The organism is Dolichospermum sp. UHCC 0315A, assembly GCF_008121535.1.
Classification (GTDB): Bacteria; Cyanobacteriota; Cyanobacteriia; order Cyanobacteriales; family Nostocaceae; genus Dolichospermum; species Dolichospermum lemmermannii.
In genome coordinates this window covers 3,564,541-3,582,155 of sequence record NZ_CP043056.1, presented here as the reverse complement: position 1 = coordinate 3,582,155, position 17,615 = coordinate 3,564,541, and the positions used below count along the sequence as shown (strand labels likewise).

At 38.5% G+C, this 17,615-nt stretch carries 19 protein-coding genes; 5 read left to right on the top strand and 14 right to left on the bottom strand.

Annotated features, from left to right (window positions below):
• Positions 1-255: 255 nt before the first annotated feature.
• Entirely contained in the window at positions 256-354 is a 99-nt protein-coding gene (locus BMF77_RS17320) for a DUF4351 domain-containing protein (RefSeq protein ID WP_246863165.1), read from the top strand.
• Between the two features lie 5 nt (positions 355-359).
• Here BMF77_RS17320 and BMF77_RS17315 read toward each other — a convergent pair whose 3' ends face one another.
• The 5 genes from BMF77_RS17315 to BMF77_RS17295 all read right to left on the bottom strand — a co-directional run bounded on the left by BMF77_RS17315 (position 360) and on the right by BMF77_RS17295 (position 4,820).
• Complete coding sequence (locus BMF77_RS17315; protein ID WP_148764538.1) at positions 360-926, bottom strand: Uma2 family endonuclease; 567 nt, start codon at positions 924-926, stop codon at positions 360-362.
• Positions 927-1,583, bottom strand: a complete 657-nt coding sequence (locus BMF77_RS17310; RefSeq protein ID WP_148764536.1) for a Uma2 family endonuclease — start codon at positions 1,581-1,583, stop codon at positions 927-929.
• Between the two features lie 71 nt (positions 1,584-1,654).
• Positions 1,655-2,446 carry a YdcF family protein gene (locus tag BMF77_RS17305; RefSeq protein ID WP_148764534.1) on the bottom strand — a complete coding sequence of 264 codons (792 nt, stop codon included), beginning with the start codon at positions 2,444-2,446 and terminating at the stop codon, positions 1,655-1,657.
• A gap of 17 nt (positions 2,447-2,463) precedes the next feature.
• Complete coding sequence (locus BMF77_RS17300; protein ID WP_148764532.1) at positions 2,464-2,976, bottom strand: hypothetical protein; 513 nt, start codon at positions 2,974-2,976, stop codon at positions 2,464-2,466.
• Between the two features lie 305 nt (positions 2,977-3,281).
• Positions 3,282-4,820 (bottom strand): AAA family ATPase, encoded by a 1,539-nt coding sequence (locus BMF77_RS17295; RefSeq protein WP_015083399.1) that lies wholly within the window; start codon positions 4,818-4,820, stop codon positions 3,282-3,284.
• On the opposite strand from BMF77_RS17295, the gene BMF77_RS17290 reads away from it, so the two are divergent.
• Together BMF77_RS17290 and BMF77_RS17285 are read left to right on the top strand one after the other, a co-directional pair.
• Positions 4,812-5,078 carry a hypothetical protein gene (locus BMF77_RS17290; protein WP_246862946.1) on the top strand — a complete coding sequence of 89 codons (267 nt, stop codon included), beginning with the start codon at positions 4,812-4,814 and terminating at the stop codon, positions 5,076-5,078. The two genes, BMF77_RS17295 and BMF77_RS17290, sit on opposite strands and share 9 nt — an antisense overlap.
• Positions 5,012-5,338 carry a hypothetical protein gene (locus tag BMF77_RS17285; protein ID WP_246862945.1) on the top strand — a complete coding sequence of 109 codons (327 nt, stop codon included), beginning with the start codon at positions 5,012-5,014 and terminating at the stop codon, positions 5,336-5,338. The genes BMF77_RS17290 and BMF77_RS17285 overlap by 67 nt, the downstream gene beginning before the upstream one ends.
• Here BMF77_RS17285 and rplY read toward each other — a convergent pair.
• Both rplY and BMF77_RS17275 read right to left on the bottom strand, forming a co-directional pair.
• Positions 5,328-5,627 carry a 50S ribosomal protein L25 gene (gene rplY, locus BMF77_RS17280; protein ID WP_015083400.1) on the bottom strand — a complete coding sequence of 100 codons (300 nt, stop codon included), beginning with the start codon at positions 5,625-5,627 and terminating at the stop codon, positions 5,328-5,330. The two genes, BMF77_RS17285 and rplY, sit on opposite strands and share 11 nt — an antisense overlap.
• A gap of 85 nt (positions 5,628-5,712) precedes the next feature.
• On the bottom strand, positions 5,713-7,041 hold the full coding sequence (locus tag BMF77_RS17275) for an adenylosuccinate synthase (protein ID WP_148764530.1): 1,329 nt from the start codon (positions 7,039-7,041) through the stop codon (positions 5,713-5,715).
• A gap of 368 nt (positions 7,042-7,409) precedes the next feature.
• Between BMF77_RS17275 and psbN the strand changes: the two genes are divergently transcribed.
• Entirely contained in the window at positions 7,410-7,547 is a 138-nt protein-coding gene (gene psbN, locus BMF77_RS17270) for a photosystem II reaction center protein PsbN (protein ID WP_015083402.1), read from the top strand.
• A gap of 108 nt (positions 7,548-7,655) precedes the next feature.
• On the opposite strand, the gene BMF77_RS17265 is transcribed toward psbN, so the two are convergent.
• The 6 genes from BMF77_RS17265 to BMF77_RS17245 all read right to left on the bottom strand — a co-directional run bounded on the left by BMF77_RS17265 (position 7,656) and on the right by BMF77_RS17245 (position 12,067).
• Positions 7,656-9,092: an energy transducer TonB gene (locus BMF77_RS17265; protein ID WP_148764528.1), complete on the bottom strand. Its 1,437-nt coding sequence runs from the start codon at positions 9,090-9,092 to the stop codon at positions 7,656-7,658.
• A 288-nt stretch (positions 9,093-9,380) separates the two neighbouring features.
• On the bottom strand, positions 9,381-9,719 hold the full coding sequence (petJ, locus tag BMF77_RS17260) for a cytochrome c6 PetJ (protein ID WP_148764526.1): 339 nt from the start codon (positions 9,717-9,719) through the stop codon (positions 9,381-9,383).
• Positions 9,720-9,977: 258 nt separating this feature from the next.
• Positions 9,978-10,463, bottom strand: a complete 486-nt coding sequence (locus BMF77_RS17255; protein ID WP_148764524.1) for a GNAT family N-acetyltransferase — start codon at positions 10,461-10,463, stop codon at positions 9,978-9,980.
• Positions 10,464-10,502: 39 nt separating this feature from the next.
• On the bottom strand, positions 10,503-10,754 hold the full coding sequence (locus BMF77_RS17250; protein ID WP_246862944.1) for a hypothetical protein: 252 nt from the start codon (positions 10,752-10,754) through the stop codon (positions 10,503-10,505).
• Positions 10,741-10,878 carry a hypothetical protein gene (locus BMF77_RS26835; protein WP_168204456.1) on the bottom strand — a complete coding sequence of 46 codons (138 nt, stop codon included), beginning with the start codon at positions 10,876-10,878 and terminating at the stop codon, positions 10,741-10,743. Before BMF77_RS26835 ends, BMF77_RS17250 begins: the two co-directional genes overlap by 14 nt.
• A gap of 19 nt (positions 10,879-10,897) precedes the next feature.
• Positions 10,898-12,067, bottom strand: coding sequence for an RpoD/SigA family RNA polymerase sigma factor (locus BMF77_RS17245; protein WP_148764522.1), 1,170 nt, complete (start codon positions 12,065-12,067; stop codon positions 10,898-10,900).
• 1,175 nt (positions 12,068-13,242) lie between these two features.
• Here BMF77_RS17245 and priA point away from each other — a divergent pair.
• A complete protein-coding gene (gene priA, locus BMF77_RS17240) occupies positions 13,243-15,711 on the top strand; it encodes a primosomal protein N' (RefSeq protein ID WP_148764520.1) in 2,469 nt (822 codons plus the stop codon).
• Between the two features lie 60 nt (positions 15,712-15,771).
• On the opposite strand, the gene BMF77_RS17235 is transcribed toward priA, so the two are convergent.
• The gene (locus BMF77_RS17235) at positions 15,772-17,589 is read right to left on the bottom strand and encodes an ABC transporter permease subunit (protein ID WP_148764518.1); all 1,818 of its coding nucleotides are present in this window, start codon (positions 17,587-17,589) and stop codon (positions 15,772-15,774) included.
• Between the last annotated feature and the right edge of the window lie 26 nt (positions 17,590-17,615).

The following is a 17,615-nucleotide window of genomic DNA, read 5'->3' as shown; positions in this document are numbered from 1 at the left end:
CTTTCGCTTATCTATTGACCTCTCCAGGTGGTGTGCATTCTTATTGCTTCTTATTGAGAATAGATTTTGATGACATTTTTGGTGATTTACTGTTTCTCAAATGCCTTTTTTCACTTTATCTGTTTGTTTTGATGCTCCATTTGATTTTCATCTCCGTAATTTCCCTCTGTAACATTTTGGGGTGCGGAATGTGGGTTTGAACGGCGTATAGGTGCATTTAGTCAGGATTTACAAGTAAAAATTAATAAGTTGTCTGTGGAAGATTTGGAGAATTTAGGTTTAGCGTTGTTAGATTTTACCAGTAAAGCTAATTTGGTTATCTGGTTGAATAATCAAGCGAGTTCAGTTGATTAAATCCATCACTTTTTCCTTTGCAACCAACCAAATACTTCCTCAACTGTGATTATTAAATTCACTCCTTCTACAACTGGTAATATATCTGTTCCAGTTAATAAATCTGGTAAACTATGAGGCTGATAAACTAAAATTGAACGCTCATTTGGATCAAGTAACCATCCAAGTTTTGTACCATGTTTAATACAATGTAAAATATTGCCAGTTACCTTGGTTTGACTTTGAGCCGGTGACAGAATTTCAATTATCCAAGCTGGTGCAAAATTAATCCCACTGCTAATAATATCACCGCTTTCATCTAATGGTATTTGATTATTATCAATAACTGCAATATCAGGAACTACGGAACGATTACCACAGCTACACCGCAGTTCTGGAAATGCTTCGTAATCACTTGTTGCTGTGTCAATTACTGCAACTAATCTTTTTTGTAATAAACTGTGTTTACCTCCGCCCATAGGTTTTTGAATTGCTTCTGTGTTAATATATTCCCATGGTGGTGACTCATCAATAAAACCCAGTTTTAAGAATTCTTCTATGGTAATGATTTTTGCCAGAAATGTTGTTGTCATTTATTTAGACTCAGAGGATAACTGTTGCTGTTTTACCCAATTTCTAAAGGCTTTAAGTGTCGCATTTCTCCCTGCGGTTTTACTTTGTTGAAGATATTGGGGAATTACTGCAATTAAAGGTAAATTAGGAAAATTTAAACTTGACTGAGATTCTAGATAATTCCCATCTTGTAAGATATTTATTCTTAAATTACTATTCTCAAAACGCCATAATTCTGGAACTTTTAAGGCTTGATAAATATTTGCATGAGTGCGGGAAGTAATATCAATTTCTAAGGCTAAATCTGGTGGAGGATCTATTGTTAAATCTAATCGCTTTTTTCCTCGAATTAAAGCTTCATTTTTAATATAAAAACATTGATCAGGTTCTATCCCTTTCTCCATAAATTGATTTTTAAATGTGGTAGAACCAAGACATCTAAATTCAATATCTAATTCTTCCAATAAAGCCTTAACTAAATCACTAATAATTTCTTTATCGTCTTCATGTTCTGGTAATGGTGCCATAATTTCTAATATTCCCTTGTCATAAGCAATTCGCGCTGCACGATGTTCTCCTAATTCTTCAAGAATAGTTTCTAATTCTGTCCAGGTGACATCTTGCAATATTACTGTTTGTCCTGGTGGTACATGGATGCGCTTTAATTCTAACAACATCTTTTCCACTCCTTGTTATTTAAACTTAATTTGATTATACTTGGGAATATTAATTCTGATTTCATGAAATATTATAACCAACCTCGTAACCAATAAATAAAAGTACCAATATATTCTTTGAATGCACTTGTGAATTGGTTTAAATTTTCAGTATCAGGGAGTAAATTGAGAATTGCGGCTTTTGGAGTGCTGGTAAGTTCTTGAAATTCACCTTGACTAACAAGAAAATCGGTTGGTGTGGGAATGACATCCATACCTTGACGGTGAAAAATTTTGAGCGATCGCGGCGTATGTATTGCTGAGGTAATTAATAATACTTTTTTGATTTGGCGAGCTTCAAGAATTTTACGGACATTGACAGCATTATCATGAGTATTGAAAGAATCAGGTTCTTGAATAATTGCTGTGGCTGGAACACCAATAGATGTAAGAATATTTGCCATATCTGCTGATTCTGGCGAACCACTACCGCGCCAATCAATCCGGCCACCACTAAGGATAATTATAGGGGCTTTTTTCTGAAAATAAAGTTGTGCGGCATAAATTACGCGATCGCCTGCTTCACTTAAATCTACTGTCACCCGTGGCCAAGTTGCTGATTTAGTTGCACCACCTAAAACTACAATGGCTTCAGCATTGGGGATTTGAGTAGCGGGGATATTTTGCCATTCTAGGCTGCGTACCAAGGATTTAGCCACCCAAGCATTACTACATATTAGCAACAAAGCTAAAGATAAAGAAATAGCTATAGTCGCAATCCGGGGACGTTTCCGTAAAGTTACTAAAGCCACTATTAAACTCACACTTGCCAATCCCAAAGGGTAAAAAAATAGTGGTAGGATTTTAGATAAATATAAAAACATAATTAGTTAATTATTAATTACTTTTCCCAAAAGCGAAAATTGAAAGTTGCAGATTCCCGACGGAAACGTTTAGTAGGTTTTCTTTTGCGTCTTTTCGCATTTCTCTCACTGGGCTGTTCTGTCTCTTCTTCTTCCACAATCTCCTCAGATAATTGTGTTTGTAACGCCTCCTCACTGCGCCACCAACCAATTATCCAGCCACCACCAACTCCAGCAATAGCACCGAATATAATACTCATAGGGGCTGAATAACCGAGGAAAAGGCAGCCCATCATAAAAAACAACCAATATTTTAATCCAGCATCAATACCATCATTAGAGGCTACTGTAGCAGGTTCAGGACTATTATCATTGGCAAATGTGAACCACCCCAAAGTAACACCACCCATAATGGCTATGAATAGACTCAGAGGAACTGAAGCATGAGCAATTCTGGAGATAATAAATAAAAATAATCCAAACAACAGTTGAGAAAGAAAGTTAGGTGAAGAAGAGAAAATATCGCCTAGCAGATTATTTTTTGGTGCCATAAGATTAGGAGTCAGGAGAAAGAATAATTATATCTCGTTCCCAGTCTCTGACTGGGAATGCTATCATGGAGGCTCTGCCTCAAATGTTATTAAAGGCAGAGCCTTTTAGAATTCATTCCCATACAGAGTATGGGAACGAGAAACGAGAAAAGTGTACTAACGTACACTAAAAATTTTTGGTTTGTTTTAGTCATCTTTAGATGACTTGAGCTATTAGACAGGGAATTTATTCCCCGACGGGCTATGAATTTTACGTTAATTTGACACTTACGAACAATGCTAAATCCTAACTTCCTAAACGAAAATTAAATCAATTCTGATAATTGCGTGTCTAGCGGTTGAGTTGTATCTACAACTGTTATATAAGGTTGTTCTTGATTTGTAAATGGTTCAGATTGCTTGATTTGGGATGCTAATAAATCAGCAGTTGCATCAGCAATATCACCAGTGCGGTTCAGCAGTCGTTCTGTGACAACTTCTAACGGTGCGGTGCAGTTGATAATATGTACAGGTAATTGATGCTGTGTAGCTTGAGAAATAGCTGCTTCCCGTAAATCCTGACGATCATATTTGGCATCTAAAATTACAGACCAACCTTGATTAGCCAGTATAATTCCTAATGCTAACAATCGGCTATAGGTTTTTTGCGTCATTTCTGGTGTGTAGATTTCATCCCCACCTTTTTCTAAGAGGGGAATTCCTGCTAAATGCTTACGCACAGCATCAGAACGGAGATGAACTGCATTGAGTTTTCGGGCTAAATATTTAGCTGTGGTACTTTTACCAGCGCCAGATAAACCCGACATCAAAATCAGTTTTCCCTGTTGGGGTTTAGTATATTCCCACGCTTGACGATAATATGCAGATGCAGTTTTTGCAGATTCTTCTTTTACCGCAGCCGGGATGTTAGGATCATCTAATAAAAAGGAATTTACCTTAGCTCGCACATAAGCCTGACGGCTTAAATATAAAGGTAATACCTGTAAACCTTCCCAGTCTCCAGTTTGCTCTACATAGGCATTTAAAAAGGCATTTCCTAAGTCTTTCCTTCCTCTGGCTTCAATATCCATAACTGTAAATGCTACGTCATACATAACATCCACAAACCGGAAAGGCTCATTGAATTCTATGCAGTCAAATAGCATAATTTTGTCATGCCAAAGAGCTATATTTCTGAGGTGTAAATCGCCGTGACATTCACAAATATAGTTATTGTCAATTCTGCTTTTAAATAGTTCTGGATGTTGGACAAAGAAGTTATCTGTATATTGTTTTGTTGCCTCAAACTGCTCTTGTGTCTGAGGTCTACCAATATAGTTTTGAGTTTGCTGATAATTCTCATCAATTGCTAATCGTATTTGTGAGACTTCCCCAAAACTACGAATATAATCGTTTGTGACTGATTCAGCATGATATTGAGCGACAACTCTTCCCAATTCTTCCAAATGACTTTCTTGCAAATTTCCACTGGCAAAAAGTTCACTAAAAAGGGCTTCTTGGGGAAATTGACGCATCTTTACTGCATATTCTACAACTTCTCCTGTTCCCCCTAAATGGTATTGTTCACCAACTAAAGTTAGGGGTAGAACTTCTAAATATAATTCACCTGCACCACGTTGATTTAAGCGCAATTCTTCTTGACAAAAATGTTGTCGTTTTTCTAAGGTGGAAAAGTCTAAAAAACCAAAGTTGGCTGGTTTTTTCAGTTTGTAAGCATAATCTCCTGTGAGGAGGACATAGGAAATATGAGTTTGAATTAATTGAATTGGTTCTGTTACAGAATGAGGATAAAATCCTGGTTGTAACATCTGTGAAATTAAATTTGGGAGATTGGTTTGTGTCATTGGTTAGTTGTTAGTTGTCAGTGGTTAGTAGGGGCGAAGTATTTGGAAGATAAATTATCGGTCATTGCCAAAAATAGTTCTCCAAGTGCTTCGCCCGTACAGTGGTTAGTAGGGGCGAAGCATTTGGAAGATAAATTATCGGTCATTGCCAAAAATAATTCTCCAAATGCTTCGCCCGTACAGCGAAGCATTTGGAAGATAAATTATCGGTCATTGCCAAAAATAGTTCTCCAAGTGCTTCGCCCGTACAGTGGTTAGTAGGGGCGAAGCATTTGGAAGATAAATTATCGGTCATTGCCAAAAATAGTTCTCCAAGTGCTTCGCCCGTACAGTGGTTAGTAGGGGCGAAGCATTTGGAAGATAAATTATCGGTCATTGCCAAAAATAGTTCTCCAAATGCTTCGCCCGTACAGTGGTTAGTGGTAAGAGGGATTTTGATACTCTTGCCTTTTTCCCACAAAAAAACCAGGGCTAACCCTGGTTCTCTTCGTTATTATTACCTGAATTTTAGCCTTTAGCACCAGCAAAAAAACTGATGTGGTAAGGCGTGCCTTTGGCTGGGTGAATCTGAACTTCACGAAGCACGGTTGTACCAGTCCACTCTAATTCAGCAATGCTGAGTTCCACTTGGGTTTTATTAGGAATAACTTGCTTGAGCAAACGTTCTACAACTTTAGCGTCAAGAACTAGAGAAATTGATTCAATCCCGTTGTGACCATACAAGTTGGCGGGAATTAATCCAGAACGGCGCAAAGCTCTGGGTTTGCTACCTTCGGGACGGGTTTTAGATTCGAGTGTGATTGCCATATAAGTTGTTAAGTTGTTAAGTTGTTAGTTGTCAGTTGTCAGTTGTCAGTTATTTTGCCAATGACCAATGACCAATGACCAATGACTAAACTGGTGTACCGTTAGGTTGTAACAGTGCGCGTTTGGGACCGTGAATAGGATCTTCAACAATGATAGTTTGATCACGACTTGCTCCCAAGGAAACAATTGCAATCGGCACTTCCATTAATTCTGCCAAGAATTTCAGATAGTCCAGTGCTTTTTGTGGTAACTCTTCCAGGGTACGACAGTGACTTGTTGACACTTGCCATCCTGGTACAGTTTTGTAAATGGGACGACAACGGGCGAAAAGACGAGCGCTGGTGGGGAAGTGTTCGCAGCGTTCACCATCAATTTCATAAGCCACACAAACATTGATTTCCTCTAGTTCATCGAGAACATCAAGTTTGGTAAGTGCCATACAATCCATGCCGTTAATGCGAACTGCATAACGACCAATAACCGCATCAAACCAACCACAACGACGTTTACGCCCTGTAGTTGTGCCAAATTCTGCACCGCGATCGCCTAACAAGTCACCAATTTCGTCATCTAGTTCCGTGGGGAAAGGACCTTCTCCCACTCTTGTCGTGTAGGCTTTGGATACACCAATTACCCGATCTATCATTGTTGGTCCTAGTCCACTCCCCACACAAGCCCCCCCAGCGACTGGGTTGGAGGATGTGACATAGGGATAAGTTCCGTGATCTAGGTCAAGTAATGTCCCTTGTGCGCCTTCAAACAAAATATTCCGTCGTCGTAAAACCGCATCGTAGATTTTCAACGATGTATCAACGACGAAAGGACGCAAGCGTTCCGCATAACCTAAATACTCCTCAATCACTTCTTCTGGATTGAGAGGTGGCAGATTATACAGCTTTTCTAAAATGGTATTTTTATAGTTTATCGTCCACTTTAACTGCTCACGGAGTCCGTCGGTGTCCATCAAGTCTAACATCCTGATGCCTATCCGCTCAGATTTATCGGCGTAGGTAGGACCAATACCTCTACCTGTTGTCCCGATTTTATGATTTCCCCGTACTTCCTCTGATGCCTTGTCAATCATGCGATGATAGGGCATGGTGACATGAGCCGTCTGAGATATCAACAGATTAGCCGTGGAAATATTTAATTCTTCTAGTTGTTCGAGTTCTTTAATCAAGACTTGCGGATCGATGACTGTTCCACAGCCAATGATACACTCGGTTTTTGGATACAAAATACCAGAGGGGATTAAGTGCAGCTTAAACGTCTGACCTTGGACTACGATTGTATGCCCAGCGTTAACTCCCCCTTGGTAACGTACCACCACGTCTGCGGAGCGGCTGAGTAAGTCAGTTATTTTACCTTTTCCTTCATCGCCCCACTGGGCACCTATGACAATGACGTTAGCCAAGAGATTATATTAAAGGGTAAAGTTTCCACAAAGATCCATTATTAACATATTTTTAATATTTTGTCAATAAATTGGGCATAACATTATTTACGGAGTATCAATACCTTGGCCAATTTACGAGGGTGAGATGATCATGCTTTAACTATGTAAGTAGGTGAACGGAAAAAAACCGTAGACGCGGAGCGGCTTCTCGAAGAGTAATATGTAACGAAAAGTAAAATCGCCCAAACCCTCTTCACTCCTGCCTCTTGCCTCTTGCCTCTTGCCTTGCCATAACGACGATTTTCAATGCTAACCTACTTAATGTGCGATAAGTTAAATTTTGTAATATTCTATAAATATCGCTGTGATAATATGTATCTAAATTTATGGACTTAGAACCCGCTACGGTGCTTGGAATTTCCTTTTGTGCGGCGTTAGTTGCTATTACTGGTATGGCAATTTACACATCTTTTGGACCCCCAAGCCAGGAATTAGATGATCCCTTTGATGATCACGAAGATTAACAGATCTATTAATTTAACATGATGGTTGGCATTGTCCACCCTACATTCTAGTCAGATGGGGTAATTCATGAATTATCCCTCCCATATCTATACTTTGAATATCTACCTCTAAGACTCAGTAGGTGATGTAGTTGCAGATGCTGGTGGTGAGATTTGTTGACTCTCAGAAGGTGCAGATTCTTCTCTCTGTTTAGTTGTATTTTCGGAGGGAATATCAGTAATAATAGGAGTTATTTTTTGTTGATTATATTGAGGAGATTCGATAGGAGTAGAGGTAGAAGTCGCTTTTTCAGAGGTTTTTTTGGTGCTTGCTCTTTGTTTTTGTATTTGCCGTTCTTGAAGTTTACGGTGACGCTGTGATCCTTTAATGGCAAAGTTAACTGAGGCTCTTACCCCTTCTCTTCCCTCTGCTGTGGGTGTTAATTTCCACTCTTGTGCAGCTTGTTGAGCGGCTTGATCTAGTTCGCTATCACCACTGGAACGGACTAACCGAACTCGCGTAACATTACCCTGGCTATCAGTATCAATAGCAACTTCTGCATTTCCTTCTATGCCACGCTGTCTGGCTCTATCGGGGTACTTAATTTGACACTGGATACAATCCGCACGATTCAGTTTAGAACTATTTTCTATGGGAGGTTTCGGTGCGGTAGCTATTGGTGTATTTTCTGGTTTTGGTTTATTCCCACTTTCATTCCCAACACCATTACCAGTACCATTACCTGTACTATTTCCAATTCCATTACCAACACCAGTACCATTACCAGTACCATTACCTGTACTATTTCCAATTCCATTACCAACACCAGTACCATTACCAGTACCGTTTCCAGTACCTAAACTATTTCTTGAGCGATCGCCTAAATTGCCTAAAATATTTTTATTCTGCGGTAACTGTGTGGAAGCGGTGGAGTTGCTAGGGATATTGTTGGAACTAGCATTAGGTTGAGTTTCTGACTTTAATGGTGTGATTTTTGTGGGTTTTGTCTGCACTTGGGGTTGAGTAGACGCTAGGGTATTTGCGTTTTCATCTAATTTTTGTATTGGTTTTGTTTCTACTGGGGGTGGTGTTGTCGCAGGTTCAGGAGTTGTGTTTTCTATTGGGTTAGTTTGTACAGGAGTTAATGTTTTCGCTGGTTCACGATTTGTAAGTGTTTGGGATTGTTTACTGATAAGGTTAGTAGTGATTTTTAGTTGAGCCTGTTTGGTTATGGGTGCGACAGAAGACTTAATCATATTCAGGGCTGTTTCTGTTGGTGTAGAAATTCCGCCACCTTTATTTCCACCACCACCACCGGAATTTGTTTTTGCTAGGGATTTTATCTCTACTGGTAGTTGGGTTACTTCCTGGGGTATTGTTTCCAGAATTGTCACTTCAATGGGTTCTTCTCTAACTTCAGGGAATTTGAGAAAAAATTTGTTAATAGCTAAAGCTAGTATCCCAATATGTAATACCAATGAACCAATTAGACTAAAGAAAAGAAAAGTCTTTAATGCTTCAGCTTCTTTTTCGCGCTGTTCTATAGTGACACTTGAAAATTCCATATTTTCTGACTATTTATGATAATTATTTTCTTGATTTAGAATCCACTAAAAGATGATATCACCAACATCTATGCTTTGATGAATTTTTCTATTTAGGCAGGGAATAATTAATTTATTTTATTCATGGAATGGAGAATTTATGAAAATATTAAGATATTAAAGAAAAGCCATTTACCATGCTGATGATATTTTTGGTTGTACAGTGGTTACTAAATCTAATTACTAATAAAAAGACTGAGCGGGACAAAAAGCCCCGCACATTGTTAAACCATCAAATTAGATGTAAATTTACTTCTTCCAGCCGTTATCAGCTTGTTGTAGGACATAAGCAGCTACATTTTCTATTTGCTCTGCTTTTAACCGACCCTTAAAGGCTGGCATAGCACCTTTACCATTAGTAACTTGATAAACAATTGCTTCAGCCGAGTACATACCGTACTTTTCCAAATCTGCTTTTTTCAGGGTTTTGGCAGCATTAACTAAATTTCTGCCACCCGCATGACAAGAAGCACAATTAGCACTAAATATTTTAGCTCCACTGGCTGCGTCTGCGGCCAAAGCAGGACTACTGAAGGCAAAGTTGAAGATAGCTATGCCTAATAATAATACTGAGACAATCTTTTTCATCTGGTGTTCTCTCGACAACAATGTCTGAATCGGTGCAAATATCCTCCCTAATTCTCATTTGATTTCGTTGCATTAGTCAAACGACAGGCTGTCAAACTTGGCTGAAATAATTGAGAATTTCAGATTAATTGATTGATAGCTTCAGGGTTTAGGCAAAATGTAAACTTATATGAATTTAAATTGAAGAAGAGCAAAAAGAAATTAATAATGAAGGATAAAAGGGAGATTTGCTATATTTCCTCTTGTATCCTTTAAACTTCATTTTTGAGTGGCTAATTTGGTCAGATCCTTTTCAGTCACCCGACAAATCCGCCAATCTTCTAAAATATCTGCACCCATATTCCGGTAAAATGCCTGCGCTGACACATTCCAATCTAAAACACTCCACTCTAAGCGCCCACAATCCCTTTCTACAGCTATTTGGGCTACTTTGGACAAAAGTGCTTTACCAATACCTTGGCGGCGATATTCCGGCAAAACAAAGATATCTTCTAAGTAAATTCCTGGCTTGGTGAGAAATGTAGAATAATTATGAAAAAATAGGGCAAAACCTACAGCCTTACCTTCAAATTCGGCTAGGATTGCATCTACGTATTTTGGTGAACCAAATAAATGATCCTTGAGGGCTTCAGCATTGCCAATAACAGCATCAGATAGTTTTTCATATTCAGCAAGTCCCTGAATTAAGGCAAATAAGGTATGAGCATCACTGGGTTCGGCAAAACGGACAATTAAATTAGTCATTAGTCATTGGTCATTGGTCATTGGTCATTGGTTCGCATTTTATCTCAAGATGTCTAATTTTTTTAACCACAGACAACTAACAACGGACAACTGTACGGGCGAAGCATTTGGAGAACTATTTTTGGCAATGACCGATAGTTTATCTTCCAAATGCTTCGCCCCTACTAACAACTGTACGGGCGAAGCATTTGGAGAACTATTTTTGGCAATGACCGATAATTTATCTTCCAAATGCTTCGCCCCTACTAACAACTGTACGGGCGAAGCATTTGGAGAACTATGTTTTGGCAATGTCCGATAATTTATCTTCCAAATGCTTCGCCCCTACTAACAACCGTACGGGCGAAGCATTTGGATAACTATTTTTGGCAATGTCCGATAATTTATCTTCCAAATGCTTCGCCCCTACTAACAACTGACCACTGACTAATGACTCATACCAACCAACCTTTTAACCGCTTGGCTATGTGAGGACGGCGTAATTTCCGCATGGCTTTACTTTGGATTTGACGGACTCGTTCGCGGGAAAGGTTAAACATATTCCCCACCTCTTCTAGGGTGCAGGGTTCACTGCTAGTGAGTCCATAGCGGAGGGAAATGACATCTTTTTCCCTGGGGGTAAGTACGTCTCCGAGAACTTCCCAAATCTCCTGACGCATCATATTTTCGTTCATTTTGGCTTCGGGAGACTGGTTGTCTTCATCTTCTAGCAAATCCATTAATTCTGTGTCTTCTTCTTTACCGACACGGTGGTTAAGGGACAGGGCTTGACGACGCAGTTGTTGAAGTTGACGCAGTTGGTGAACTGTAATTTCCAAAGCTTCGGCCATTTCGGCCTCTGTGGGATTCCGAGCGAGTTTTTGTTTGAGTTCCCGTTGGGCTTTTTTTAGTTTATTAAGTTTCTCAACAATATGGATTGGTAAGCGAATAGTTCGGGCATCATTAGCGATCGCTCTGGTAATTGCTTGTCTAATCCACCAATAAGCATAAGTAGAAAACTTATATCCTTTATCAGGATCAAATTTTTCAGAAGCGCGGTTTAAACCCATTGCTCCTTCTTGAATTAAATCGAGAAAAGGGACACCACGATTTAAATATCGTTTAGCAATAGATACGACTAACCGGAGATTGGAGCGAATCATTTTTCGCTTGGCCACTCTACCTTGATACAAGCGGCTTTCCAGTTGTTTTTCTGTTATCTCTAATTGCGAAGCCACCTGCACCTTACTAGGCTGCGCTCCTAGTTCTAATTCCAAAGCTGCTTGCAATTCTTTGACTTCTTCTAAAAATCTCACCCGTCGCGCTAATTCCACTTCTTCATCAGGTTTGAGTAGGGGATAACGCGCCATTTCCTTAAAAAATGCGCCAACAGCATCATCATTTTCGGTTTTATTATATCCCGAAGGACGGGCTGCGGCCATGTCATCGCCATTGCGCTCTTCTGATGCCAAGTTTTCGACAATTGTAGCATCTTCATATACTACTTGATCTAAACTCTCAATTGATGGTTCTTCATGATCAGTAATATTCTCTAGTATTTCCATTGTTCCCAATTCAGCAAGATTCATAGTTTCCGTTAGAGATGGTTGCTTTGTTTGGTACATAATTTCATGACAACAGCCTCTTTCAGGCTTGGTAGTTTTCCCTTGAGGACAAATACACCCTTCTTCTCTAGCAAAATCCTCTCTTTTTAATCATTCCTCGTCTGGAATGGAAATCAGTATTTGTCCATTATTTTTAGTTCTGGCTAGATACGACCTATAATCATTAACGACTTTAGCACTCACAAAAAACTATTTTTTTCAGAAACCCAATAGACATATTCTCTATGCTTTTCTTGATTACTAAATAGGTCAAACCCCCTAAGACTAACTTTAACAAATATCAAAAACATAGAGAAAGAAGCCTATCTATCTATCTTAAATGATCTGGGGAAAAATCAGTTGCTTGTTGCCTGTAGTTTGTACATAGCTTCCGTGTAAAGGTGATAAATCACCGAAAAATGATATATATTAAATTTTCGTGTATTTTTTGCAAAGTTTTCAGGTTTGTCCGGCTGGAATCATCAGAGTAATTGAATAAATCGCCATTTTGGTACTAGAGTTATTTATCTCTCCGAAAATTTACTAAATGATCCAAATTACAAAAATGGTAACTTCTAATCCGGATAATATTTATCGTTTAAAAGCATCTCATATTCAAAAAATATTTAATATCTATCAATAGGTTGAAAAACTCTATGCCTTATTTCGTAGCTCAATCTCATGATTGATTAATAACATAATTTACTAGTTAATCAAGATGTTACAAATCACATAAAAATCTGGAAGTTTAATCACTTAATTACCTACTTACTCATGATTACTCATTACTTCGGCATATTTCTCAAGATAGGTTTTGCAACTTGAGTATCCCAGTCGGTAAGTCAACAAAGCATTAAAAAATCTGATCAAGACTGTGTAAGCTACTTGCTCAAATTTAAACTTTCAATCTTCAATTATTTATTGCCTAAATTGTAGAAGCTAATTTGTCTAGTACCGCAGTGCGGAATTAAAAATTAAAAATTAAAAATTAAAAAAGCAGATTACACAAGCTTTTGTCAAATTTTTAATGGTTGATTGACTTACGCCGTTGTGTACTAGTAGATTACATAAATTAGAGATTATCAAGGATTATGGGTAATTGAAGTATTGTAAAATACTATTTACACAAAGTAAAACCAAAGGATAGAATTAAACCTTGTCTGTGAATACAATATTTGTTTATAAATCAAAAATTTATGTATAGTATTGGTGCAAAATCATCTGTTATCGCTGTAGCTGAACCGGGAGGATCATATCAATCTCCAGCAAAATTACCTGAATGGGTGGAAGTGCTTGTAGACTGTCCAGGATGTTCAGATTTATTTACCTATAAAATCCCAGCACAGTTAGCAATCAAACCAGGAGATATTTTAAGCGTTCCCTTTGGTGCGACACAGGTAGGAGCGATCGCTATCCGCTTATTAACTGAACCGAATCTAGATATTCCCTTAGAAAAAATTCGGGAAGTAGAAGATGTAGTTAGTGAAGGGTTTTTTCCTCCTGGTTATTGGACATTACTCAACCGTGTTGCAGCCTATTACTATACACCTCTAATTTTAGTAATTCGCGTCGCTTTACCACCAGGCTTATTAGGAAGATCACAACGTCGTTTACGGTTAACTTCTCTGGGTAAAAAAAATCTGGCTATTTATATTAGTCCTATAGCCCAGCAAGTAATTACACTTTTAGAAAAAACCCCAACAGCAGACTATAGTTATCACTACATCCAACAAAAAGTTAAAGCTGCATATCGCGGAATTCGGGAATTAATCCGCTTAGGTTTAGCCGAAAATTATTTAGAACCGCCACAACTTACCAAACCTAAATTACAAAAAGCTGTCACACTTCTAGATAATAATCATGACGATTTAACAGCCCGTCAAAAAGAAATTGTGGAAGTTTTGCGACGACAAGGGGGAGAAATATGGCAAAGTGAATTATTGCAACTTTGCAATACCAGCACTTCCACCCTAAAAGCCTTAGTAGATAAAGGCTATATAGTCATTGAAGATAGAGAAATATTACGTCGAGAAAAAGGACCCGCAGTAGCGGAAGATGAGGCAAAATCCTTAACACCAGCCCAAAATAACGCTTTAGAAACGATTAATTCCTTAACCGGATTTGCTCAAGTATTGCTACATGGGGTGACAGGTTCAGGAAAAACAGAAGTATACTTACAAGCCATAGCACCATTACTTGAACAAGGAAAATCGTCCCTTGTTTTAGTTCCCGAAATCGGACTCACACCTCAACTTACAGATAGATTCCGCGCTAGATTTGGAAACAAAGTCCACGTTTATCACAGCGCCCTTTCTGACGGTGAACGTTACGACACCTGGCGACAAATGCTCACAGGAGAACCGCAAATCATTATCGGGACTCGCAGCGCCATTTTCGCCCCTTTACCCAATCTAGGCTTAATTATCCTGGACGAAGAACACGATAGCAGCTTTAAACAAGATTCTCCTATTCCCACTTACCACGCCCGCACCATCGCTCAATGGCGAGCCGAATTAGCACATTGTCCCCTAATTTTAGGTTCTGCGACTCCCTCTTTAGAAAGTTGGGTAAGTGGAAATCAACTATATTTATCATTACCAGAACGCATTAACTCGCGCCCATTACCACCTGTGGAAATCGTGGATATGCGTCAAGAGTTGAAAGAGGGAAATCGGTCTATTTTTAGTAGAAAGCTGCAAAATGCGCTGCAACAATTAGCAGAAAGACAACAACAGGGAATATTATTTATTCATCGGCGCGGACATAGTACCTTTGTTTCTTGTCGCAGTTGTGGTTATGTGTTGGAATGTCCCCATTGTGACGTATCCCTAGCTTATCATCATGTGGAAGAGGGAGCGCCGGAATTATTACGCTGTCATTATTGTAATTATGGGCGTTTACATCCTCCCCATTGTCCTGAATGTAGTTCCCCTTATTTAAAGTTTTTTGGCAGCGGTACTCAACGGGTAGCGCAGGAATTAACTAAGCAATTTCCCAATTTGAAAATAATTCGCTTTGATAGTGATACCACCACCACTAAAGGTTCACACCGGAAACTTCTTACCCAGTTTGCTAATGGTGAAGCCCATTTATTGGTAGGGACACAAATGCTGACAAAAGGGTTAGATTTACCCCAAGTTACGCTTGTGGGTGTAGTCGCTGCGGATGGATTATTGCACTTATCTGATTATCGCGCCAATGAACGCACATTTCAAACTTTGACCCAAGTTGCGGGAAGGGCGGGAAGAGGGGATGATCCAGGGAGGGTAATTGTCCAAACCTATACTCCAGAACATCCGATTATTGAAGCAGTGCAAAAACATGATTATCAATCTTTTGCTGATGCAGAGTTAGCACAAAGACAAACTCTGAATTATCCTCCCTATGGGAGATTAATTTTATTGCGATTAAGTAGTTTAGATCCCATTCAAGTCCAAAACACAGCCCAAATCATTGCTACATTTTTGAACAATAAAGAAGGATTTGAGATATTGGGACCTGCACCAGCTAGTATTTTACGAGTAGCTAACCGTTATCGTTGGCAAATATTACTCAAGTTTGATCCTGACGCTTTACCAAATTTACCAGATTGGCCAGAAGTGCGATCGCTTTCTCCTGCTTCTGTCAGTTTAACAATTGATGTAGATCCGATTAATATTATGTAGTCTAATCAAAATTTAAAAATTTAGATACCAGACCTTTTTAAAAGTCCGGTATCTGCATCGTTATCTTCCTGATAATAATGTTTTGGTTGCAGATTCGCCTAAAACTCTCACTTGGCGATTTAATTGGAAGTTTAACAAAGCGACAACAGTTAACTCAGCTAAAAGTGCCAGAAAAATTGTTGTCGTCTGAGTGTATTCTATCGCCGCCCAAGGAAAGGTGGAGAATAACCACAAAGTCGGATTTTCTGATGGACTAATACCCAAGACTGAGAGAATAATTGATGGTAAAAACATGGCTACACCAATTGTACCAACTGTCCATACATAACGCTTAGGATTTTTCATGAGTAGCATCAGTTGAGCAATTGTGGCATACATCAGCATCAAAGAGAAGGATAAAACCAGAGTTAATATGACTTTACTTCTTTCAACACCACCATCATATAAATGTGTGGGTGAGAGCAAAAGCCAAATCATTATTGGGGTAGTAGCAATGAATAAATTAACTACTATGGCGACAATTACCGGGCTTTTTTCACCAAATACTAAATCTTGTAATACAGATTTATCTCGATGATTTTGGTGTCTATATCTTGCCCAGTTTTGGATAATTTGACGATGGGGTGAGAGCATAATAGTTAAAGCCAGAACTAAGGCAAAATTGAGCAAAGCTATTAGGCATATTATTTGTCCATTATCTTTGTTATCAATTGCAGGCATAGTCAATCCGAAAAACATCACCTGAGTAAAAGCTACAAATAAATAACTTTGTCCTTTACTCAATATTGTACTATCTGCATTCCGAAAGCAGCGTTTCATCGCTTGCCAAATACCGTAGGAGCAAATTCCGTAATTAACTAAATGAAAACCAACTAAGGTAATTAAATTTTTTCCTATTGGTAAATAGAAAAATTGTAATTCCTTTATTGATGAATCTCTATAGGAATGAAACAGATTCGGAAATAGATAATTGGTAATATCCCAGGGACTGAAGAATCTCATCCAAGTCAGGGGATTATTAAAGTTTCCATAAGACGATACCATTATTGTCATGGTCATCAACAAGAACACAAGTACAGCACCGCTACCCAACCAAGGTTGAAAGCTGCTAAACCAACGACTAACTAAACCAAAAATTAGGGCTGCACTGTAGAAGAAAAGACAACTAGCTGCAATTACAGCATAATAACTGAAAATGTAACTCAAGGCAATTTGAGCGGAATGCCCAGCCCAGAAATGTAAAGGAATTGCTGTGAGGACAAAGAGATAAATTAAACTAGGAACTCCGAGAATTTTTCCAGTTAAAATGCTTGTTTCGGTTTGGGGACTAAGGCGAATAAAATTCAATGTTCCCCGTTGTTCTTCTCTGGCTAAATCACTGATGAGTACATAAGTTCCCCCAACTAATAGAGTGAAAATAAAAATTACACTCAGGGTTAAAAATGTATATTCCCAATGATCTCTCCACCATAATTGCCAATCTATTTTATCTAAGGGACAAATATTTTTAGATAAATAATTCTGTAAGCTAGATAGTTCAGTTCTAACTTGCTGAAGTTGGGCTTCTAAGTTGGGGATTATGGTATTATCTGATAGTTGAATTTGCCGATAATTATCTAATTTTTGGGTAAGTAAACTCTGTTGTTTATAAAGTTCCTGTTCTTGGTTTTGGTATACTTCTTTCAAAGTACAGTAAGTTGCTCTGAGATAGTATTTCTCATCGGGAAATTCTCGTAATTGCAAGAGAAAAACTATGAGTTGGAGTAGTAAAGAAGAACCCATAGCTATAATCAGATTAAAAGGTTTTAATCTACCTTTTAGTTCTCGAAATAGTTGGGGATTTAATTCTCCCACTCTATCTATGAAATTTAGTAACATCGTCAATACCTCCAAAGTTTTTTAAT